Annotated in this window: 23 protein-coding genes and 1 tRNA gene; 7 read left to right on the top strand and 17 right to left on the bottom strand. The window is 59.8% G+C overall.

Translation table 11 applies throughout. The features are described 5' to 3' along the window. Positions 1 to 64 precede the first annotated feature (64 nt). The 8 genes from BS629_RS17635 to BS629_RS17600 all read right to left on the bottom strand — a co-directional run bounded on the left by BS629_RS17635 (position 65) and on the right by BS629_RS17600 (position 7359). Positions 65 to 688 carry a DUF2799 domain-containing protein gene (locus BS629_RS17635; protein WP_018242917.1) on the bottom strand — a complete coding sequence of 208 codons (624 nt, stop codon included), beginning with the start codon at positions 686 to 688 and terminating at the stop codon, positions 65 to 67. A gap of 132 nt (positions 689 to 820) precedes the next feature. Beyond that, positions 821 to 1318 (bottom strand): heme-degrading domain-containing protein, encoded by a 498-nt coding sequence (locus BS629_RS17630; RefSeq protein WP_012758341.1) that lies wholly within the window; start codon positions 1316 to 1318, stop codon positions 821 to 823. Between the two features lie 192 nt (positions 1319 to 1510). Next, positions 1511 to 2122: a flavin reductase family protein gene (locus tag BS629_RS17625; protein ID WP_018242918.1), complete on the bottom strand. Its 612-nt coding sequence runs from the start codon at positions 2120 to 2122 to the stop codon at positions 1511 to 1513. A 3-nt stretch (positions 2123 to 2125) separates the two neighbouring features. Next, a complete protein-coding gene (locus tag BS629_RS17620) occupies positions 2126 to 2869 on the bottom strand; it encodes an aspartate/glutamate racemase family protein (protein ID WP_018242919.1) in 744 nt (247 codons plus the stop codon). A 1-nt stretch (position 2870) separates the two neighbouring features. Next, on the bottom strand, positions 2871 to 3692 hold the full coding sequence (locus BS629_RS17615; RefSeq protein ID WP_018242920.1) for an ABC transporter permease: 822 nt from the start codon (positions 3690 to 3692) through the stop codon (positions 2871 to 2873). 1 nt (position 3693) lies between these two features. Continuing rightward, positions 3694 to 4608, bottom strand: coding sequence for an ABC transporter permease (locus tag BS629_RS17610; protein WP_018242921.1), 915 nt, complete (start codon positions 4606 to 4608; stop codon positions 3694 to 3696). Positions 4609 to 4919: 311 nt separating this feature from the next. Continuing rightward, entirely contained in the window at positions 4920 to 6218 is a 1299-nt protein-coding gene (locus BS629_RS17605) for an ABC transporter substrate-binding protein (protein ID WP_018074083.1), read from the bottom strand. 52 nt (positions 6219 to 6270) lie between these two features. Then, complete coding sequence (locus tag BS629_RS17600; protein ID WP_020493400.1) at positions 6271 to 7359, bottom strand: ABC transporter ATP-binding protein; 1089 nt, start codon at positions 7357 to 7359, stop codon at positions 6271 to 6273. Between the two features lie 267 nt (positions 7360 to 7626). Here BS629_RS17600 and BS629_RS17595 point away from each other — a divergent pair, with 267 nt between their 5' ends. Then, positions 7627 to 8337 carry a GntR family transcriptional regulator gene (locus tag BS629_RS17595; RefSeq protein ID WP_018242923.1) on the top strand — a complete coding sequence of 237 codons (711 nt, stop codon included), beginning with the start codon at positions 7627 to 7629 and terminating at the stop codon, positions 8335 to 8337. A 62-nt stretch (positions 8338 to 8399) separates the two neighbouring features. On the opposite strand, the gene BS629_RS17590 is transcribed toward BS629_RS17595, so the two are convergent. Both BS629_RS17590 and BS629_RS17585 read right to left on the bottom strand, forming a co-directional pair. After that, the gene (locus BS629_RS17590) at positions 8400 to 8813 is read right to left on the bottom strand and encodes a DUF4174 domain-containing protein (protein ID WP_018242924.1); all 414 of its coding nucleotides are present in this window, start codon (positions 8811 to 8813) and stop codon (positions 8400 to 8402) included. 199 nt (positions 8814 to 9012) lie between these two features. Continuing rightward, entirely contained in the window at positions 9013 to 9396 is a 384-nt protein-coding gene (locus BS629_RS17585) for a BRA0787 family protein (protein ID WP_018446599.1), read from the bottom strand. Between the two features lie 355 nt (positions 9397 to 9751). On the opposite strand from BS629_RS17585, the gene BS629_RS17580 reads away from it, so the two are divergent. Together BS629_RS17580 and BS629_RS17575 are read left to right on the top strand one after the other, a co-directional pair. Continuing rightward, a complete protein-coding gene (locus BS629_RS17580; protein ID WP_018242926.1) occupies positions 9752 to 9958 on the top strand; it encodes a hypothetical protein in 207 nt (68 codons plus the stop codon). Positions 9959 to 9983: 25 nt separating this feature from the next. Continuing rightward, a complete protein-coding gene (locus BS629_RS17575) occupies positions 9984 to 10214 on the top strand; it encodes a DUF2934 domain-containing protein (RefSeq protein WP_018446600.1) in 231 nt (76 codons plus the stop codon). 87 nt (positions 10215 to 10301) lie between these two features. Here BS629_RS17575 and BS629_RS17570 read toward each other — a convergent pair whose 3' ends face one another. Beyond that, positions 10302 to 12227, bottom strand: a complete 1926-nt coding sequence (locus BS629_RS17570; protein WP_018242927.1) for a DUF5054 domain-containing protein — start codon at positions 12225 to 12227, stop codon at positions 10302 to 10304. Between the two features lie 336 nt (positions 12228 to 12563). After that, the gene (locus BS629_RS17565; RefSeq protein WP_018242928.1) at positions 12564 to 12758 is read right to left on the bottom strand and encodes a hypothetical protein; all 195 of its coding nucleotides are present in this window, start codon (positions 12756 to 12758) and stop codon (positions 12564 to 12566) included. Positions 12759 to 12881: 123 nt separating this feature from the next. On the opposite strand from BS629_RS17565, the gene BS629_RS17560 reads away from it, so the two are divergent. From BS629_RS17560 to BS629_RS17545, 3 genes are all read left to right on the top strand, one after another. Then, positions 12882 to 13607, top strand: coding sequence for a LuxR family transcriptional regulator (locus tag BS629_RS17560; RefSeq protein ID WP_018242929.1), 726 nt, complete (start codon positions 12882 to 12884; stop codon positions 13605 to 13607). Between the two features lie 236 nt (positions 13608 to 13843). After that, on the top strand, positions 13844 to 14509 hold the full coding sequence (locus tag BS629_RS17550; protein WP_018242930.1) for an acyl-homoserine-lactone synthase: 666 nt from the start codon (positions 13844 to 13846) through the stop codon (positions 14507 to 14509). Next, positions 14506 to 14709, top strand: coding sequence for a hypothetical protein (locus BS629_RS17545; protein ID WP_018242931.1), 204 nt, complete (start codon positions 14506 to 14508; stop codon positions 14707 to 14709). Before BS629_RS17550 ends, BS629_RS17545 begins: the two co-directional genes overlap by 4 nt. Positions 14710 to 14830: 121 nt before the next feature. On the opposite strand, the gene BS629_RS17540 is transcribed toward BS629_RS17545, so the two are convergent. Further along, on the bottom strand, positions 14831 to 15199 hold the full coding sequence (locus BS629_RS17540) for a response regulator (RefSeq protein WP_018242932.1): 369 nt from the start codon (positions 15197 to 15199) through the stop codon (positions 14831 to 14833). Positions 15200 to 15400: 201 nt separating this feature from the next. Between BS629_RS17540 and BS629_RS17535 the strand changes: the two genes are divergently transcribed. Further along, a tRNA-Ile gene (locus BS629_RS17535) sits at positions 15401 to 15476 on the top strand. A 627-nt stretch (positions 15477 to 16103) separates the two neighbouring features. On the opposite strand, the gene BS629_RS17525 is transcribed toward BS629_RS17535, so the two are convergent. From BS629_RS17525 to BS629_RS17505, 4 genes are all read right to left on the bottom strand, one after another. Continuing rightward, complete coding sequence (locus tag BS629_RS17525; protein WP_003577126.1) at positions 16104 to 16298, bottom strand: hypothetical protein; 195 nt, start codon at positions 16296 to 16298, stop codon at positions 16104 to 16106. 1122 nt (positions 16299 to 17420) lie between these two features. Beyond that, complete coding sequence (locus BS629_RS17515) at positions 17421 to 18839, bottom strand: coiled-coil domain-containing protein (RefSeq protein ID WP_018242946.1); 1419 nt, start codon at positions 18837 to 18839, stop codon at positions 17421 to 17423. An 11-nt stretch (positions 18840 to 18850) separates the two neighbouring features. Next, positions 18851 to 20284 (bottom strand): DUF6384 family protein, encoded by a 1434-nt coding sequence (locus BS629_RS17510; protein ID WP_018242947.1) that lies wholly within the window; start codon positions 20282 to 20284, stop codon positions 18851 to 18853. A gap of 12 nt (positions 20285 to 20296) precedes the next feature. Further along, complete coding sequence (locus tag BS629_RS17505) at positions 20297 to 21511, bottom strand: hypothetical protein (protein WP_018242948.1); 1215 nt, start codon at positions 21509 to 21511, stop codon at positions 20297 to 20299. Positions 21512 to 21566: the final 55 nt, after the last annotated feature.

The raw sequence follows: 21566 nt of genomic DNA, 5'->3' as shown, positions 1-21566 counted from the left end.
ATGCTCTAACTATTTAATTACAGCGTCCTTTGCGCGTCCAAAACGACGCGCGGCGCTGTAAGGATCAGTAGCCTGGCGCCGGCAGTTCGGCACTCGGGTTGCGCTGGAACCACTCGACATCCTCGCTGACGCGGTCGAGATCGTCCTGCACGTCGCGCTGGTCGCGGCGGATGTCGTGCATGTCGTCTTCGAGATCCTCGGTCCGCCGGCGCAGTTCCGAGCGGTCGCCATCCTTGGCATCCCTCAGCTTGTCGGAAAGCTCGTCGATTTCAGTTTCCTTATTGCTATAATCGCTCTGCATCGAGCTGAGGCGTGCCTGCAGCTCGTGCTGCTTGCTGCCGAGGCCGAAGCCACGCAGGAAACCCGGCGCGGTCTCGGGCGGGCAGACATTGGCATAGCCGCTGCCCGCCTGGCCGCGCGCAAGCCCGCTGAGCGGCGTGCAGTAGCGCACCAGACCGGCCTGATATCCCTGAAACCAGATCGTCTGATCGGGTACGATCTTGACCCGCTCGCAGGATTTCGCATGTGCGGCGAAGCGCTGTTGCGGCTCGTAGCCCGCCGCCCCGTCGCTCTCGCCGATCACCCGCCAGTCGGCGGCGACGCATTCCTCCTTGGAAAGCGTGTTGCAGGAGGCAAGCAAAAGACCGAAGCCGATGGTGGCGGCAAGCGCAAGAAACAAGCGGATCATGGCGTCCCGGGTAAGATGAGGAGTGCGATGCCGCAGCTTAGCCGCACGACAAGCCCGCGTCACCGTCACGGCGACGCAAATTTGCAGTTTTCATGGCTTTTTTCTGTCAAAATTACGGCGGAAGAAACCGCATCAAAGCAGCGGGGCGAGCCGGAGCGTATCCAGATCCTTCGCCAGCATCAGCGCCAGCGCTTCGACCGCGAGATTATGGTCGTCACGCTGCGGCAGTCCTGAGACGGTGACGGCGCCGATGCAGCCGGTGCCCTTGACGTTGATCGGGAAACTGCCGCCATGCGGCGCATAGTCGGCGCCGGAAAGCCCGTTATCCTCGACCGTCTTGCCGTCCTTCTGCAGCTTCAGGCCGGAAGCGTAGCTGCTGCGGAAATAACGCAGCACCATATTGCGCTTGCGGCGCACCCAGTTGACGTTGTCGGGCGTGACACCCGGGAGTGCCGCATAGAAGACCGGCATCGAATGCAGGGTCACGTCGATCGCGATGCCGAGGCCGCGCTCGGTGGCGAGTTCCTGCAGGAGCTTGCCGAGTTGCCATGCCGTCGTCAGGTCGAAAGCGTCGAAGCTCAGGACTTTCTCCTGCTCCGCGATCCGGCTGAGATCGTCCTCGATTGTCATGGGTAAAGCGCTCCTCTGCCGCAATGATCCGTAGCCGACCATTCTCGCGGGAGCCGAAAAAGTAAAGCAAAAACTTGGGCCTATCCCTGGAGCAATTCCAGCAAGAGTGCGCAGCGGTTTTGCGTCCGGAATTGCGCGAAGACAAAGAGATAGAGCACTTTCGTGACTCGAAGAAAACGCAAATGCCCTATGTCAGAGCTTCGGCGTCAACATCTCGAAACGGTCGCGGATGGTGGCGCAGGTATCGCCGCCGAGCCTCGCAATGGCATCGACCGCGGCCGGATCGACATGCAGCCTTTCCGGATCGACGACCCCGTCGCGGTAATGCGCATAGACGATCTCGCCCATGACGATCTGCCGCGAGCGGCCGAGCTCCAGCGTCACATGCCGCCGGCATTCGAAGGCAGCCGGCGCCTCGGCGATAAAGGGCGAGGCCACTTTCTCGCCCGGCATCGCCGTCAGGCCGGCTTCCTTCAACTCGTCGACGCCGCGCGGATATTTGGCGCCGCAGATATGCATCGCCTCAGCGATCGCGAAGGAGACGATATTGACCGTGAACACCTCGGTCATGCGGATATTGTGGCCGGTGTCCTTGAACGACATGTCGGCATTGTTCTCGACCCCGATCGCAAGGATCGGCGGATCGGCCGAAAGGCAGTTGAAGAAACTGAAGGGCGCGGCGTTGATCCGGCCATTCTCGTCGACCGTCGTCACCAGCGCAATCGGCCGCGGAATGATCGTGCCGATCATCAGCTTGTAGCGTTGGCGCTCGGTAAGCTGCTCGAAGTCGAAGGAAACGGACATCGGTCAGCCGACCTTCAGGATCGGCGAGAACGCGCTCATCGCCCCAGTGAAGGGTTTCGGCAGCGGCGTGGCATAGGAGCCGCGCTTGCTGGTGCAAAGTCCGAGCGACACCAGCGCTTCGGCCTGCTTGACGGCGGCGGCGACGCCATCGACGACAGGCACGCCGTAGATCTCCTGCAGCTCACGCGCCAGATCGGTCATGCCGGCACAGCCGAGTACGATCGCCTCGGCGCCGTCTTCCGAAAGCGCCCGCTCGATCTCGGCCCTGAGCTTGCCGATCGCGCCGGAGGCCGCATCTTCCAGCTCGAGCACCGGAATGTCGGAGGCGCGCACCTTGGCGCGGTCGCCCATGCCGTAGCGGCGCACCAGATTGTCGATCAGCACCCGCGACCGCTCCAGCGTCGTCACCACGGTGAAGCGCTGCGCCAGAAAGCCCGCCGTCACCACCGCGGATTCGCAAAGCCCGAGGATCGGCACATCAGCGAAGGTTCGTGCCGCTTCGAGCCCGGTATCATCGAAGCAAGCGATAACAGCTGCATCATAACCCGCCGGCTGCCGGTCCCTGAGTTCGGCGAGCAGACCGGGGATCGCCAGCGCACCGTCGTAATGTCCCTCGATGGAGACCGGTCCCATGCGCGAGGTGGCGGCGATGATCTCCGTGCCGGATGCGGCCACCGCACGCGCGGCGGTCGCGGCCTTCTCGGTCATGGAGGCCGTGGTGTTCGGATTGACGATGAGGATGCGCATGTCAGTTTATCTTTGCCTGCCGCCGGCTGAGCATCGTCATGATGCCGAGTGCGACGAGAATGATGGTGAAGGAGAACAGCGTCGTCACCGTGCCGAGCGCATAGAGCACCGGCGTCGTGACGTTGGTGGTCATGCCGTAGATTTCGAGCGGCAGCGTATTGTAGGTGCCTGATGTCATCAGCGTGCGGGCGAATTCGTCATAGGAGAGCGTGAAGCCGAACAGGCCGACGCCGACGAGGCTCGGCGCGATCATCGGCAGCACGACATGGCGGAACGTCTGCCAGGAGCTGGCGCCAAGATCACGCGCCGCCTCTTCATAGGCCGGCGAGAAGCGGTTGAAGACGGCAAACATGATCAGCACGCCGAACGGCAGCGTCCAGGTCAGATGCGCGCCGAAAGCCGACGAATACCATGCGGGCTTCAGCCCTCCCTCCTGGAAGACGACGCCGATGCCGAGCGAGATGATGATCGACGGCACGACGAGACTGGCGACCGTGGCGTAGAACAGCGCGGTCGAACCGCGGAAGCGGCGGCGGAAGGCAAGGCCGGCGAGCAGCGAGACGACGACAGTCACCACCATCACCATCAGCCCGAGGGTGAAGGAGCGGCGGAAAGAAGCGCCGAAATCGCCGACCGCCTGCTTCTCGAACAGGTTGAAGAACCAGTGCGTGGAAACACCGTTCATCGGGAAAGTCAGGCCGCCATCCGGCCCCTGGAAGGAGAGGATCAGGATCGCCGAAAGCGGGCCGTAGAGGAACAGCACGAAGATGATGAAGAAGATCGCCAGCAGATAGAATTCCAGGCCGCGTTTTTCGTGGTTCATCTCAAAGCTCCTTGCGGATGTCGACGACACGCAGGATGGCCGCGACCATCAGGAGCACGACGGCAAGCAGCACCACGGCGTTGGCGGCAGCCGCCGGATATTGCAGGAGCGACATCTGGTTCTTCATCATCAGTGCCACCGAGGCGCTCTGGCCGCCGGACATCACCTGCACCGTCGAAAAATCAGCCATGACAAGCGTGACGACGAAGATCGTGCCGATCGCCATGCCGGGCTTGGCAAGCGGGATGACGACATTCCACAGCACCTGCCAGCCGGAGGCGCCGGCATCGCGCGCCGCCTCGAACAACGATCGGTCGATACGCATCAGCGTGTTGAAGATCGGCGTCACCATGAACAGCGTATAGAGATGCACCATGGCGAGCACGACAGCGAAATCGGAATAGAGCAGCCATTCGATCGGCTTGGGGATGATACCCATATTGATCAGCGTCGAATTGACCAGGCCGTTGCGCCCGAGCACCGGGATCCACGAGATCATGCGGATGATGTTCGACGTCATGAACGGCACGGTGCAGACGAGGAAGAGGATCATCTGCGTCGAAGTCTTGCGAATGTGGAAGGCCAAGAAATAGGCGACCCAGAAGCCGATGACGAGCGTCAGCGACCAGACAATCGCAGTGAATTTCAAGGTGTTAAGATAGGTCTTCCACGTCACCCACGAACCGAGCGTGTCGGTGTAGTTCATTGTCAGGAAATCGGGATAGAGACCGGCAAAATCGTAGTCCCAGAAGCTGACGACGCCGATCATGGCGATCGGCAGCAGGAAGAAGAAGCCGAGAATGACGAACAGCGGCGTCGCCTGGAGATAGGATATCGCCGATGGGGAAAGCCTCAGTCCGCGCCCGCCGCGCGCGCCTTGGCCGTCCTCCTCCGTTTCCGCCGCGATGGTCGCCATGATCCGGTTCTCCGTTGTCTCATTGTCAAGCGTGACGACCGAGGGCTCGTGCCCCGCCCCTCGTCCGCCTGCCGGCACCTTCTCCCCGCCGAGGAGAAAAGAATCGCGGCGGCACCTAAGCCACCGCGCACCTCAGTTTCGTCTCGCGGCCAAACCGCGAACTCCCTCTTCTCCCCAGCGGGGGTCCAAAGGACGGGTCGAGACCCGTGGGTCGACCCCGGTCAGATGCCCGAAGGGCAGGTGAGTGGGCGGAGCGAAGCCACGTCTTGAGCATCGCCAAAGACAGTGGCTCTCCACCCTCTCTGCGGAGATCAGGCAGCGATGAACTCGTTCCAGCGACGGACCATGTAGCGGTCCTCGTCCATGACGGAGTTCCAGCAGGCAACCGCGCCCATGCGGGCTTCGAAGGAACCGCCGTCGCGAACGGCGCCGGCCTTCTCCATGACCTTGCCCTCGGGAGACAGGATATCACCCTGCGCCGGCTTGCCCTCGATCCAGTAGCCCCATTCGTCGGCCGACATGAATTCCTTGGCGGTGTCCATGCAGGCGGAATAGTAACCCTGGCGGTTGAGGTAGCCGCCGACCCAGCCCGACGTGTACCAGTTGATGTATTCATAGGCGGCATCGAGCTGCGCGCCCTTGAGGTGCGAGGCAAGGCCGAGACCGCCGCCCCAGGCGCGATAGCCTTCCTTGAGCGGCTGGAAGGTGCAGGCGATGCCCTTCGAACGGACAGCGGCGACGGCCGGCGACCACATCGATTGGATGACGACTTCGCCCGAGGCCATCAGGTTGACGCTTTCGTCGAACGACTTCCAGAAGGCACGGAACTGACCGTCACCCTTGGTCTTGATCAGGAAGTCGATCGTCTTGTCGATTTCTTCCTTCGTCATGTTGCCCTTGTCGGCATATTTGATCTTGCCGGAGGCTTCCATGATCATCGCCGCATCCATGATGCCGATCGACGGGATGTTGAGGATCGCGGTTTTGCCCTTGAAGGCCGGATCGAGAATATCGGCCCAGCTGGTGATCGGACGGCCGGTGAGGTCGGGGCGAATACCAAGCGTATCGGCGTTGTAGATGGTCGGAACCATCGTCATCCACTGCGTCGGCTCCTTGGCGAACTTCTTGGAACCCTGCGCCTCCACGAAGCCGACCGTGTGCGGCGCCGTACCCTGGGCGATGACGCTTTCCGGCTTCAGCTTGCCGTTGATGAACAGCGGCACGATCTTGTCGTAATATTTCAGCTTCTTGACGTCCATCGGCTGCATGACGCCGGTCGGGAACACCTTCTTGGCGATCCAGTATTCGATGTCGGCAATGTCATAGCTGTCGGGCTGGGTGACGGCGCGCTGGGCGGCGGCGTCGGAATCGGTTGCCGTCATCTCCAGCGTGATGCCAAGATCGGCCTTGCACTTCTCGGCGATGGCATTGATGTTCGAAACGCCGGTGCCGAACTGGCGAAGCGTGATGTTCGTCTGCGCCCAGATTGTGGGAAAGCCGGTGATGGCGCCGGAGCCGGCGATGGCGCCGACGGCGGCAGCACCCGTCTTCAGCAGCGTGCGACGGGAAAGTCCCTTCTCCGCTTTGGTCGATGTCGTTTCAGTCGTCATGTCAGTTCCCCTTTTCTTGGATAGAAGGTTCAGTGTTCTTGATGGTGATGGCTCATGCGGAAGAGCGGCCGAGAAGCACGGCATCTTCGAGCGCCCAGCTGAGCGAGACGGTGTCGCCAACGGCGACCGGCCGGGCGAAATAGTCGCCGTCGTCGGCAATGACGGTGAAATCGTCGCTTCCCGCGCCGATAACGGTGATCTTCACGGAAGAGCCGCGATATTCGATGTTGGAGACGATGCCGTCGAAGCCGAGCGTCCATTCGGTCGCCACCTGTAGGCGCACGCGGTCGGTGCGGATACCGATATCGACAGGCTCGCCGACCTCCCTGTCCGTCCCGCGCACGGAAAAGCTCTGCCCTTCCGGCACGGTCATGACGAGCACGCCGTTCTCGCTCGAAGTCACCCGGCCGGACAGCACATTGTGGTCGCCCATGAAGCGCGCGACGAAGGCAGTCGCCGGCCGTTCGAAGACCTCGCGCGGGGCGGCCGCCTGCTCGATCCGGCCATCATTCATGATGACGATGACGTCGGCGAGCGCCATCGCCTCTTCCTGGCTATGGGTAACGTGCACGAAGGTGATGCCGAGCGACTTCTGCAGCTTCTTGAGTTCGGCGCGCATGCGGATCTTCAGGAACGGATCGAGCGCCGACAGCGGCTCGTCGAGCAGCAGCGCTTCCGGATCGGTGATCAGCGCGCGCGCCAACGCCACGCGCTGCTGCTGGCCGCCGGAAAGCTGGGCCGGACGCCGGTTGGCATAGGCCTCCATCTGCATCAGCTTCAGCATCTCGAGCGCCTTGGCCTGCCGCTCCTGCCTGTCGACGCCCTTCATCTTCAGGCTGAAGGCGACGTTGTCGATCAGGTCGAGATGTGGAAACAATGCGTAGGACTGGAACATCATTGCCGTGCCGCGCCTGGCCGGCGGAAAATCGGTGACGACGACATTGCCAAGCCTGATATCGCCCGACGAGATGCTCTCGTGACCGGCAATCATGCGCAGCGTCGAGGTCTTGCCGCAGCCCGACGGGCCGAGGAAGCAGCAATAGGAGCCGGCCGGAATCTTCAGGCTGATCGCATGGACCGCCGTCGTCGCGCCATAGACCTTCGAAACGGATACTATATCGATCTCTGCCGCTTTCGACATCATGCCTTCCCCTGTTCGGAAAAGACGATGCATCTGCCGTGCCAAACTCCGTTGCTCGCGTCAAGCCATTGCGAAATCAGGCTTTTTTCGACGAAAAACTTGCGAGAGCAAATTATATGCACAACGAAATCTGCACATGATTTAGGCTATCGTGCACAGTTTGTGCAGAAAATCGTATACAATATTGCCATCATTTCGGGCACAAATTCCGTTTAACTTTTGCCGCGAACACGGATATGGTTTCTCGTCATCAGGAAATCGATTTTCATGAAATCCGCCGCCAAGGCTCAGCAAGCCGAAGACTCCGCCGAAACAGGCGCGCAACAGATCCGCGATGCCATTCGTGAAGCGATTGTCGAGCGCAGGCTCTCGCCCGGCACCAAGCTTTCGGAGAGCGATGTCGGCAATCTCTTCAACGTCAGCCGCACGCTCGCGCGCGCCGCCCTGCAGGCGCTGTCCTATGAAGGCCTCGTCAGCGTCGAGAAGAACCGTGGCGCTTTCGTCGCCTATCCCTCGCCGGAAGAGGCTCGCCAGATCTTTTCCGCCCGCCGCCTGGTCGAACCCGGCATATTGCGCGAGGCCGCGGCGCGGATCACGCCTGATGACATCGCGCATCTGAGACAGCTTCTGCTGGAAGAAGGCCGCCTGATGAGCGAGCGCGGCCAGACGGCGCGCCGCGCCGAAATCAAGGCATCGGGCGATTTTCACCTGACGCTGGCGCTCATATCAGGCAATTCGATCATGCAGCGCTTCATGGAGGAACTCGTCGCCCGCTCCTCCCTGGTGATTGCGCTCTACGGGCAGTCGACCGCATCGAGCTGCGGCCACTCCGAACATGGTGACATCATCTCGGCGATCGAAGCCAACGAACTCGACCGTGCCTGCCAGCTGATGCTGCATCATATCGCCCATATCGAGGCCGATCTCGACCTGCGTGAACGCAAGAGTCTGGGCCTTAAGGAAGCTTTCGAACTCTGAACATGCAAAAGCTGCGGGGCGGATGCTCCACCGCGCTCCGCTTCAAACGGAATCTCGAAACACTACCAAGGCGTCTTCTTCGGCAACATCTCGAAGGCCGCGAAGATATCCTCCGCGGTCATTGGCTCGATCGAGCGCAGCTTCACGGTTCCGTCGCGTCCGATCAGGATCAACCCGAACTCGCCGGTCGGCGGCCCCTGCAGCCGCTCGCGAATATCGTCGGCATCGAGTTCCCAGTCATCGTCGAACAGCGCAAACGCGCCGCCGCCGGCAATGCTGAACACTTCGACGTCTTCTTCGATGAGGCGCATATGCGCCTTGCGCAGCCATTCGTCCTGAATGAGCGCGCGGTCGTCTTGCGCATCGGCGAAGATGATCAGCACCCGCTTCCTGTCGCGAAACTGCTCGAGCGATTGCGGAAGGTCAGGCTCACGCCTCGGTGTGCCCATGATTTCATGAACGATGGATTTTAGCATGGTACTTATTCCTCGCCCGTCACGACTGCATAATTCCTTAGATCGGGATCGATTTAAGGATAGAATTATGCGGCAATTCAAAGTGCCACAGCGGCGCTGTAGCGGCGGGCCGTGCCTGCCGAATTAAACGGTTGGGAATAGGTGAGGTTCCGCCAGGAAGCGGAAAAGGATCGCAGCCATGGCCGCGATCCTCATCCTGTCAGTCGCGGCTCTGGTCTTCGGACGCGTGGGCCGAAACGGCAACGAGATCCACGGCACCGGTGGCGAGAAGGCGCTTGCGCACCAGCACGCGCATGACGCGCGCCGCCGTGGAGAAGGTCATCTGGTCGAGCGGGCCTTCGCCCTCCCACGGCTTGGTCAGCCGTTCAGTGACGGCGCCGACAATGTTCATCGGCACGATGTCGGTGCATTCGCGCATGGCTTCGAAAACGAAGCTGATTGGAATGACCCTTCCTTCGTGGGTCACGATCGGCTCGGTCAATTCGCTGTCCCATTCCTCAAAGGCATAGAGCGCTTCGCGAAACAGCTGCTGGAGGGTAAACGGCGCGTGGCCGTTATGAAGTGGCGGCAGTGCATTCATCATGTCTGTCTCCTCTTGTTGGATTGAAGCCAAGTCCTCCGGTATCGGTCGGCATCAACGCGGGGAACGAATATTTGCCCCTGCGGACCGAATAACACGATTGATTCTATAGAGTAACGCGCCGGGGTAAAGCCCATTTATCAACCGCTGCGGAAACGAATTCCATAACACCCTGATATTTCTGCATGTTTTAGGCGAAATTTTCTGAGCGTCCCGCATTCTTAAAAATCTATGCCAGCCGCTTCAGATCGCTCCGGAATGGCACGCCGAGGCGAAAAAACCCTGAAAATTCACGGAACTTTTGTCTCTGTAATTTGTTTTGTTCTCACATTCGCAAAACAGTCTGGGGTTATCACCAATGACGCAAATCCATGAACCGGAGCGCCGAAGCAGAATCCTGCGCGGCCGCCCCTATAGCCTTGACGAATTCGCCTCCAAATATGGCCTGCATGGCGATCAGGCCGAAAGTCTTTTCACCCGTTTCGGACCCTCCTCGATCGAACTCGACCTGCTGATGGCAGCCAAACGCCGGCCACCGGTTCTGCAGGACAAAATTGCCGAATAATACTTTAGACGAGTGGAATGGATAGATGAGCAATAGACGCCACGAATGGATCAGCAAAAGAGCTTACGCGATCTGGGAGGAACAGGGCCGTCCTCACGGCCGCGACGACGAACACTGGCGCCAGGCAGTTGCCGAACGCGATGCACTGGAGCGCACGAAGGCCTCTTCCGACGGTCGCGAAGTACTGAAGTTTCGCCCGAGGCAGCCCGAAGCGCTATGCACCGGCTGGCTCGGCCGATCGGCAAGCGTCGGCTGAACCGCTTCCTGTCTCGGCCCGGACGGCTCAATCCGTACCGGGTCGAGCGGCAAATCCCCGCGGGATCGCATCCCCGTTAGGGGTGACTCAGTCGAGCCTTAACCGGAAACGCGCCTGAAAATCTCCCTGCCACCACATCGGGAAATTGGTTCCCCATTTATTGTTGTGCAGATTGAAACGGATGCCGGCGGTGAAATCCGGCAACGTCCTGCAAAACGTCATGAAATCTGAGCCTTGCGGCGCAACGAGCGGCGCATCGAAGGTTTCGATTGTCAGCGGACCATCGGCAAGATCACCGCGTGCCGATGTCACCGCCTGCAATTGTCCGCCGCCGCTCGTCGCAATATTCCCCGATCGATGCCAGAGGCCCATCTTGCGGAAATTCCACTCCGCGGCACGATCAGGCGTGAAGGAGAGGAAGCTTGCCTCCGGCATGCGGTTGGCCGGCTTGTCAAGCAACGTCAGACGCAGATCAAGACGATCGCCCTCGGCGGTGAAATGCAGCATCACATGCGGCGGCGCGCCATATTTCTGCACGGCCTCGACCGGCATCGACAGAAGGATGCCCGCCTCATCAGTCGCTTCCAGCACCGGCAGAAAAATCTTCGAAAGTGCCGCCCCCGACCGGGCAAGCCCCGGCTTGTCATGGTCTAGTATCGCCCATTCCTGCCGATGAGTCAGATAGGTCTGCATGTGACGGTTGATGTCGCCGGCATCGTAGCTCTCGTATCGATAGGCGATCAGCGAGCCGTCGCGGCCGGTGATCGTCCTGCCGGAAGGCGAGGTAATTTCGGCAATATCGCCGCTCACGCCGTCGAGCGCGATCGACCAGCCACCGGCCTGCAAGCGGAGCTCCCGCCCACCGCCCTCGATGACGGCAGGCGTGGCGAGTTCGGCGAGCACGGCCTGGGCCGCCTTCCGGTCCGTCTCGTCGAGCTCCGAAATCGCCTGGTCGAGATAGGCCCGCTGCTCGTCCCATGAGGCTTCGGTATAGGCGAAGCGATAATCGGATCGGCGTGCGGCCTCGAAATCGGCCCGCGACCACGCCTTGTCGTCGCGCAGATAGGATTTGATATCGACGCCGCAGGTATGCTCGGCCACCATCGCCAGCCCGCGCCCGAAGGCAAGACGCCGCGCGTCGAGACCATCCGCCGCGAAGCGGTCGTAGAGCCGCTGCAGCGCGAGAAACCGCGCCGTCTTCACCGGATCGCTGCCGCTGCCATGGATCCAGCTGTCGCCGAGTTCCAGCTCGACCACAGGAAAACGCTCACGCTCGCTCCAGAGAATGGCGCCGTAATCCTCGAGCGTTGCTGCGCGGATGATCGCATCCGGCTCACGGGCGCGCAATTCGCGATAGGCCTCGGCCGTCTGCGGCACGCTCTGCGGCCCGATATTGTCGTTGGTATGGGCAAAGCTCAGGCCATCCTCGAAACCATCAGGGAAACAGGTCTCGCCATAGGAGCGCTGGTACATGACGACCACCTCTTCGCCGCCGGGCACCCGCCAGCGGAAGATGTCGGGCACATCGGGCGGCGGTGAGGCCGTATTGACGCCGAGATGCAGGAAGCGGATGCCCGCCTCGGCAAGCAACGGCACCATGCCGAGCGTATGGCCAGGCACATCGGTCATCTTCGCCGCGATCGTCGTCTTGCCGAAACGCCGGTCGAGCTCCTGCGAATAGGAAAGCCCGGCCCGAAAGAGATCCGGCGACATCAGCTCCGTATGCGTGGTGAACGGCAGGCCGTGCCAGCGGATCTGCCCGCGCTCGATCGCCTGCTCCAGCGCTGCGACCTCTCCCGCCGAGCGCGAATTCAGATGGTCCCAGATCAGCCAGGCGCCTGTCGTCCAGATGAATTTCGGCTCTTCGGGATTTTCGGCATGAAAATGCCTGGCCGTCTCGATCGCCTGCGGAATGAAGCGCTCGTGATATTGCCGGCGGACTTTCTCGGCATGGTCGGTAAAGCCGATATCGAGATGGGTCTTGAAGACCAGATGCACGCGCTTTTCAGTCATTCCATTTCACACATCGGTGATGACAGTCGAAACAGTCTGCAGCCAGTGGCGGTACAGGTGAGGAGTGTAACCGTTTCCACAAGCACCCTTGCTCCTGCCGCAAACGCTCCGTCAACCGTTTTGGCACAAATCCATAAATTAATGCGGATTTCTTAACCATATATCCAGAACGCAGCGTCCGATCCTTTCGCCGCCAAATCGAATCACGACATGAATGAAGACGTGTTCATTGGCAATTTTGCAGAGCAGAAAGGCGGTGGGATTTCCCTGCCGACCGGCGTGGGTGGCCCGCCTAAATTGCGGAGAAAGGGCTGAGCCGTTCGGGAAGGCCGATCGTCAGAAAGCGTTGGTTTCCTGGCAGAGCGCCCGGTGAACCTCGGTCCAGAACAACGCCAGCGGCCTGTCGCCATTGCGTTCGGCAACGAGGGCGCGGATCAGCGCTTCGGAGCCTGCCATGTCCTGCCAGCTGGATTTCAGGCCCTTGGCGGCCTGTTGGCATTCGGCAATCTCGAATGGTCTCTTGCTGTCCATATGAGGTCTCCTCATCACAGGCGCTAGCAGATGGGACCCGGATTGTCATTCCCCGCATATGTGGGGATGCCTTGTATTTGTGACGGCCCTCGCGGTAGGATTGAGGGAATTGGGGCAGTGGAAATGATTGAGAATACCTATAGCGAAAAGTTCGAGTCCGCGTTCGAACAGATCAAGGCGGCGGCCAACGTGGATGCCGCCATCCGTATTCTCCAGGCGGAATATAACCTCGATTTCGTCACCTACCATCTCGCCCAGACGATCGCGAGCAAGATCGATTCGCCCTTCGTGCGCACCACCTATCCGGATGCCTGGGTTTCCCGCTACCTCCTCAACAGCTATGTGAAGGTCGATCCGATCGTCAAGCAGGGCTTCGAACGCCAGCTGCCCTTCGACTGGAGCGAGGTCGAACCGACGCCGGAGGCCTATGCCATGCTGGTCGACGCCCAGAAACACGGCATCGGTGGCAATGGCTACTCCATCCCCGTCGCCGACAAGGCGCAGCGCCGCGCCCTGCTGTCGCTGAATGCCCGTATACCGGCCGACGAATGGACCGAGCTCGTGCGCCGCTGCCGCAACGAGTGGATCGAGATCGCCCATCTGATCCACCGCAAGGCCGTCTATGAGCTGCATGGCGAAAACGATCCGGTGCCGGCATTGTCGCCGCGCGAGATCGAGTGTCTGCACTGGACCGCCCTCGGCAAGGATTACAAGGATATTTCGGTCATCCTGGGCATATCAGAGCATACCACACGCGATTACCTGAAGACCGCCCGCTTCAAGCTCGGCTGCGCCACGATCTCGGCCGCCGCGTCGCGGGCTGTTCAATTGCGCATCATCAATCCCTAGCCCTTTGTGCGTCCAAACGGACGCACGGCGCTCTAAAGCGGGTCGCGATCTTTCAGATTCGCTCCTCGCGCTTTCAGTCTTTGTTTTGGCGCATGTCGTTATCGCAAAACCGCTGCACACTTTTGCGCGACATGCTCTGATCCCCCTCATCTGGGGGGGCCTATCTGAGGGAATTTCCGATCCGGCTCGCCTGAACCATTCTGCTTTCCACGAACTTGAAAACGCTGGAGGGCAAAATGTTCGTTATCATTCAGGCACATGAGTATCAGAAATACGCTGCCGTACTCGACCAGATGTTTCGTCTGCGCAAGAAGGTCTTCGCCGATACGCTCTGCTGGGACGTTCCTGTCATCGGCCCTTACGAACGTGACAGCTACGATTCGCTTGCTCCCGCCTATCTCGTCTGGTGCAACGACAGCCGCACCCGTCTTTATGGCGGCATGCGCCTGATGCCGACGACCGGCCCGACCCTTCTCTACGACGTCTTCCGCGAGACGTTCCCTGATGCCGCCGATCTTATCGCCCCCGGCATCTGGGAAGGCACGCGCATGTGCATCGACGAGGAGGCGATCGCCAAGGATTTCCCCGAGATCGACGCCGGCCGCGCCTTCTCCATGATGCTGCTCGCGCTTTGCGAATGCGCGCTCGATCACGGCATCCACACGATGATCTCCAACTACGAGCCCTACCTCAAGCGCGTCTACAAGCGCGCCGGCGCCGAGGTGGAAGAACTCGGCCGCGCAGACGGCTACGGCAAATATCCCGTCTGCTGCGGCGCCTTCGAAGTCTCGGACCGCGTGCTGCGCAAGATGCGCGCCGCCCTCGGCCTCACCCTACCCCTTTATGTCAGGCACGTGCCGGCCCGCTCGGTCGTGACCCAATTCCTGGAGATGGCAGCATGAACCGCCTCGCTGAAACCGCTACGCAGACCTCAATGCAGAAGGATATCGGCGCGCTGGAGCGCCATGTTCTCGCATCCCGCGACATCGCCACGCAGATCGGGGATCCCTTCCTCTCCTATCTCCTCTCGATGGCGCTGTTCACGATCTACGAAAAGAAAGCCCATCACGAGAACGAGGCGCTGAAGAGCAGCTTCAGCTGAGGGTGCGGTTCCCCTCCGCCCGCCTGAAGACGAGCATGTCTCCCGGCGCCTCGCGCGCAGCCGCAAAAACAGTCCCCGTTTTGCGGCTGCGCGCCCCTGCCATGTCATCAGGACATTGCCGTTACGTCATCAGGGAATTGATGGTCGATATCAGCGCGTCGTGCAGATAGGGCTTCGGCAGGAAAGCGGTATTGGCGGGCAGCGCCATCGGGTCGAGCCGCACCATGCCGGAGGTGATGATGATGCCGATGTTCGGCCGCATCGCCCTCACCCGCTTGGCAAGCTGGAGACCGTCCATCGAACCGGCCATATTGACGTCGGTGAACAGGATATCGACATCCTGCCTGCCCTTCAGCACCACCAGAGCCTCGTCGGCATTCGCCGCCTCCAGCGCCACATGGCCGACCTCCTCCAGCACATCGAGGATATTGAACCGGATCAGCGGCTCGTCCTCCACGATGAGCACCACGGCACTGTTCGAAGCCACCATCTGCGATCGCCCTCTTCATGCGGAATGTGACTTGGATAAGTGTAGCCCGCGCGAGAAGGTTCCAGTGGCTGCCCACGAATTATGCATCGTCCACAGATGCTTGCGCTGCCCGCTTGTGGCTCCTTGCAATTTGCGTTAGAGCGAACCGATGCTCGCGGGAACCATTGCCCCGGCATCACGGCGCCGGCCACCCGACGCCAAGGGCCTGTAGCTCAATGGTTAGAGCCGGCGGCTCATAACCGCTTGGTTGGGGGTTCGAGTCCCTCCGGGCCCACCACTTTTTCCAGGGTTTTGCGCCGTGCGGCCCGTATCGCCGGCTTCCCCTGGTCAACAGGACGACGGCTTTATATCGCCTCCTGTCCCGCATATTTTACAGGAAATGAGCGGTGTTTTCAAACCCTTAGTGAACCGCTGGATTGGTCACTCCTGCACGACGCTGAGCTTCTTTTGCCTTGGAACGCCTGACTGCCGTTCGAGCGCCGGTTCTAACCGCCCCGTCCTGCGGCGGCTAGGCGGGATTCCACTCGCGGAGTTCCAGCGGAGTGTCGTTGCGGAGGGCATTATGTTGAATTGCGAGGACTGCCGTCGGCTCGCCTTGAAATATGGCGACAAGCTTGAAGTTCGTGAGTAGGAAGCAAGAGCCCTGAGCACTGGCCGATCAGCTTGGACATCAACACGACATCCGACCTCGGAGCCACGAGAGAATTCAGTTCGATGATGGTGTTCGGGAGTTTCATGGTTGAGACGTGGGGCATTGAACCCGCCTCGGCTGATGCTCTTTCGTCCACCATTCTTCACCTTTGAGTTCTCGTAATCGGGCAGCGTAGTGAAGCAGATGGGGATTGCGTTCATGTCGGCCTCCGATGACGGACGCCGCATGACGTAGAAGAATATCTCCTGCCATTCAGTGCGAGGTGATCGCACGACCGCTGGACGCGAGATGCTCAGTAATGGCGCGCCGGATTTCGGTAACCGTGTCGAAGAGCCTGTTGTCCAAATCGATGACATTGAACCGGACAGCGATGAATTTGAGGCGGTTTTCGACAGGGACCGCGATCCCGACTTCCTGACCGTTGAATACGACAGCTTGCTTTTGCATAACAAACCTCGGGCGCGCCACACGGGAGCACCATCTTAGAAAAGTGGAACAAAGGGTTTACGACGCGTCAGATTGCCGACGTAGGTCGGTATCGGATCGAGACGAGATCACGCACTCGCTGCACCGTTGCGAAGAAACGAAGTCGGACAAACAACGTCATCATCCTCCTCAAGCGAGGTCAAACGACCGCTGAGTATCGCCGGCGAGGGCCGGTTATTTCGGAACTCTTCTGTAAAAAACGTAGTCGAGAAATTTCAAGTAAGCAACTGATTTTTGTGATTATTTAGCGTTTTGAATCGTATGACAATTACCGCAGGTGCGAAGTAATAAATGATGTACGTTCGTCCGACCCCATCATCGAAAGCCCGCCGACGGCTTTACTGGCGATATTGCAGATCGCCACTGAGCGCAGGTGCCAGGCCGGCTGGACCAAAGAGTCCTATTCCGCTCCCACGTAGTTTCCGGACGGGCGCGATATCCCTGAGGGCTTCAGAAGTACCTGATCACCGTATAACCAGCGATATATCCGAGTGGGAACATTGCCGCTACAGCCAGGTCGATAGTTCGACGTCATGGCAATGACGCTGGTTACTAGCCCGGCTGCAATTCCAGCCGCGAGGACAGCTGGAAGGGCATCCGCCGCGAACGCGCCTGGGCCATCCCCTGATCCTATAGAAAAGAAATAAACAACAATCATTGCGACGGTTGCCGCCATAAGCGTCCACCCCTGTCGCCAGAACGCAAGCGCGACGAAGCCGACGATGTACGGCAAAACAAAAAGGATAAAGAACAACATACCCTACCAACTTGCTATTTCGGAGAATAAGACCCCTCGCGCTGCGGTGCCAGCAGAGCGTCGCGAACAACGATGACCGCGTTCGGCGGCCAGGAAACATTAACCCGTCGCCTTTCAGGAGCGGCCATTGTGGTCGCTCGCGAAGCGCCGATCATTCGGCTGATTTTCCGGACCAGAAGGAGGCGGCCGATGTCCAAAGTATTCGAGGTTTAGAACGGCTCGATGATGCGAACGTCCACTATTTCATCGGGAGATATCGTACTGACACGATAGACGACATGCTCCCGCCTGCCAAATGGAAGGTGACTTTCATCGCCCACTGCCAATCAATCTCCACCGAACCCGCCGGTCGTCGTGTGGGACGAGCTGCCACCGAACGAACTGGTGGTCGACGAATCGTCGAAGCCGCCAAAGCCACCGGAGGAACTGGAGGACGAGCTGCCACCAAAGCCACCACCGAAATCGCCCGACGATGGTGTCGGACGCGGTCGAGGCGGGTCGCGGTGCGCATCGTTCAGCTGCCCAATGACGCTCGCGTCCGTCATCATGTCGCGAAGGAAGGCGTCCGCGAGCGTGCCAACGTTAACACCGCTGAACGTATGACCAGTCGCGTGCCAGTTATTGTGGTCGATCTCACTTTCGATGCGGCGCAGACCTTCAAGCTTGCTCTCGCACGAAGAGAGATTGCGCTTCTCGTCGTCGATCTGGCTGTCGCGGGTTGCGACCTCAGAGGCGATTGCCTGGATGCGTGAAACCGTCGCGTCGTCTTCGGTTGAAGGCGTCTGCTCTGCCATCGCACGCATCTTCGACTGGAAATCCGGCTTTGCCAGCAAGTCTGCAAAATTCGAGATGATCGACTTCAGGTCGGCGTCCTCAGCGAGTGCGGCGTCGGCCAGGAACTGATTGATCGTAGCAAGGGCATCGGCGTGGCTCTTACCGCTGTCGATTGCCTGCTGCCGCTGTTCCTTCAGAGTTTCCAGCTCATCGCGCTTCGGCTTGGTGACGTCGAAATATTCTGCTTCCAGTACATCATACTGGGCCTGCAGTTTCTCATGCTCCGGCTTGCGAGCCGCAATGCGATCTTCGATCATACCCGGCCGGGCAACGAGGAAATCGTAGTCGGCAGCCTGAACGACATAGTTGAAGCTGTTGGCAAGCCGACGATCAAGCATCCGCGTGATCGGAAGGAGACCTCCCTTGTAATCCGGCGTGCCGAACTTGCGCTTATGCAGGTAGACGAACAGTTCGTCCATTTCGAACGCAAGGCGCTTTTCAGCCAGCTCTTCGTTGGCAGCCTGTAGCGCACGATTCATGTCGCTATGAGCCTGCGAGGCGGCCGCCAAATCAACATAGATCGGCTTGACCCGCTCGTCAGCCATGAAGCGCTCACGGATCGCGGCTTCTTCGCTTTCGATTTCGGCAGTGAGAGCGTTGATCTTCTCGTCAAAGATCGCGACCTGCTTCTTCGAGACACCGATCAAGCGGGTCCGTTCGCCGACCTCTTCCTTCTTGGAGGCGACCTTGGCTTTCCGTTCGTCAAGCGCACGCTCGACGGTGGCCGGAAGGGCAACGTCTGCGGAAACGTGGAATGCCGCCAACTTTTTGAAGAGCCCAGACTGCTCGCGAAGTAGCTTGTCGACTTCGCCCTGCAAGCCGAGAATTTTCTCGGAAATGTTGCGACGGTCACGCTCGACATCGTCACGGATGCTGCTGAACTGGCGGTAAACGTCATATCCTGAGATCATGGTCGATCTCCCTACCAGTGCGTGATCGTCTGATTGTCGATGGCGTCAAGGGTCCAGTTCACATCGAGCGAGCCCTTGGGTTTCGTTCCGGCACGGTCGTCGTCGATGATCTTGTCATCGGAGTAATCGTCCAGAACTTTGGTGTATTGGCGCTTGGAAACCCGAATACCCCAGTAGGGAACCGTCTCAGCAATGCCGTCCTCCTTGTTACCAACTTCGACTGGAACGGGCTTTCCGCCGACAAGTGCTTCGACAACAAGATACCAGCGGGTGCCATCCCGCTCGACACCGGCTCGCACGCCACGACGATTGACGATCCTAATCTTGGCTTCGTTCTGAACGTAGGTGACGAGGTTCTTGTATGACGTCATAGCCTGACGCATCTGCTGACCGTCGCCATCCTCGGCCGCTTCCGTGATCAACGAAAGTCGACGGGTCAGCGTGGTACGAGCGACATCGTCGATAGGATTGCCCGAATTAACATAACGAGACAGGGACGCGTCCGCATCAGCAACGAAGTTCGCCGCTTCACCAGTAAGCTGCTTTTGCGCCTGGACCTGTCGAAGATGACTTTCAATCACCCCGATAGCCGCGATAGCTTGCTGCGCACCTTCGACATTCTTCGCAGCAATCGCGCCGAGACCTTCGGTATTGCGGCTTTCGATGTCGGTGACAGCCAGATTGTCGGAGACCGCCACAGCAAGTGCCTTGGCCGAAGTGTAGGCGGCCTGAAGTTGGCTTGGCTGAATCGCAAGCTTGGCTGCCACCTGCTGTACCCGTTGTTCCTTCCAACGCATCGACGTTTCGATAGTGCCAATTTGACGGATTGCCGTTTCAGCACCCGCAACGTTGCGAGCGGTGATGGCAGCCAGCGCCTCTGTATTTCGGCTATCGATGTCAGCCTTGGCCTGAACATCCGCCACGCGGTCTGCGGCGACGGTTGCCGACGACACTGCCGCCTTCAATTCGGCTGGGAGCCGAACGGTGAGCGCAGTTTCAAGCTCGCGAGCCGCCGCTTCCTTTGCCGCCGCTTCGCGGGCGATGGCCGCCTCACGCGGTTTGATCACGAACTGATCGTAGCCAACGTTGTACGCTACCGTACCGACCACCAGGACAGCCGCCGCAATGGCCGTATTGCGGAGATACCGGCCGCGACGCACGTAAGCCGTCGCCGCGAGCCGGTTAGCCCCGGATTTCATCGGCGTGAACGTGAAACGCCGCTCTTCATATTGCTCCACGGCAGCTTCGATGACGTCATCTTTAACGACGACGCCCTCCTTGGCCTTCTGCTCCTTGAGGCGCTGGATGAGGGCCTTCCGGCGTTCACCGGCCCCCAATTCAAAGTCAACCACCCGGTCGCTGGCTCGAATATCGTCGATGATGTTGGAAACACCCAACATGTCGCCGAAGGAAGGGCTCGCGCCCGATGCTGACGAAGCTGCCATGGATATTACCCGTTACGCTGCGATTTTGTTCGCCGTTGCCGCATAGCGACGCTTGACGTCCTCGACCGACGCGCGAATTTCGTCCGCGTTCTGACTAGCTTCCGCGCGGCTCTGTTCGATGAGCTTGGCGTTTTCTTCGTCTTCGACGAGAAGGGCTTCGGCCAGCGTCTTGACGACATCAGCGTCGATGGTCTTTCCGTAGCCACTCCTGATTGCCTTGGCGTTCACCTCGCCGGAAACATCCGCGAGATCGGAAAGCGACTTATTGATGCCGCCGGTCATGGAGTCCAGGGCATTGGTCCCCTCGGCCAGACCGATGGTGGCGTTGTAGTTCGCCTTCAGCGAAGCAAGCGTCGAACGGTTGGTGGCATAGAAGCTGACAGAGCGCTTATAGATGCGGTCCTTGAGCTTGCTGGTGCCTTCCAGCTTCTTCATGGTCACTTCTGTGATGTTGTAGGCGATCATCAGGTTGTCGGCGAGGTCCTTGCCGATATCAAACTGACCTTCGGCCTTTGACCGAGCGTCGTTGGCGCTGTCGCGAGCGATCTGCAGACTGACCTTGGTCGCCTCATCAGCAGCCTGGGCATCATCAACAGCCTTCTGCGCAGTTTCCGCCTTTTCCTTGGCCGCGTTCCAGGTCGCTTCCAGGTTCGCCTTGATCGCGAGCGCCGCGACCTGCGACTGGCCGAGTGCGCCACGGAACAGCTGGTAGGCTTCGAGAATTTCCTTTTCACCCTTCAGCTGGGCCGCAAGAGTCGTCGTGACCTGCTCGAAACGATCTTCGATCTTTGAGAAACGGTCGGCGATGTCGCCCTGGGTCGCTTCCTTGAAGAAGCCGGTGATCTTGCCCCAGATGGATTCATTGCCATCGGCTGCATCAAGCACAGCTTTTTTGGCGTCGGCGCGGATGGAGTCGAAGGCTGCCGTGATTTCCTTATAGTCGTCGCCGACGGCGATGCCGGAAATCTTCTGGACGACTAGGTCGTCGAAAGCCTCCTGCTCAGACAGCGTGCGTGCGATGAAATAGGCAAGGTCCGGATCGGCGTCCTTGATCTCTTCGATGATCGACACGATAGCCTGCGGCTTGCGAACGTCACCACGCAGACCGAGCGACTTCACAATGTCGATAGCCTGCTGCAGCTTTTCGCCGCCTTCCTTCAGAACCGTGGAAACGGCCGTGCTTGCCGTCGCCACGATGGCGTTCCCTTGCGCGGTCAGATCGGTCATGCTGTCCTCCTTCTCCGTGGACGAAATCTCGTCTTGGTGAATATCTAATGCAACA

The organism is Rhizobium leguminosarum bv. viciae USDA 2370 (assembly GCF_002008365.1).
Lineage (GTDB): Bacteria > Pseudomonadota > Alphaproteobacteria > Rhizobiales > Rhizobiaceae > Rhizobium > Rhizobium leguminosarum.
This window is presented reverse-complemented; position numbering and strand designations above follow the sequence as displayed.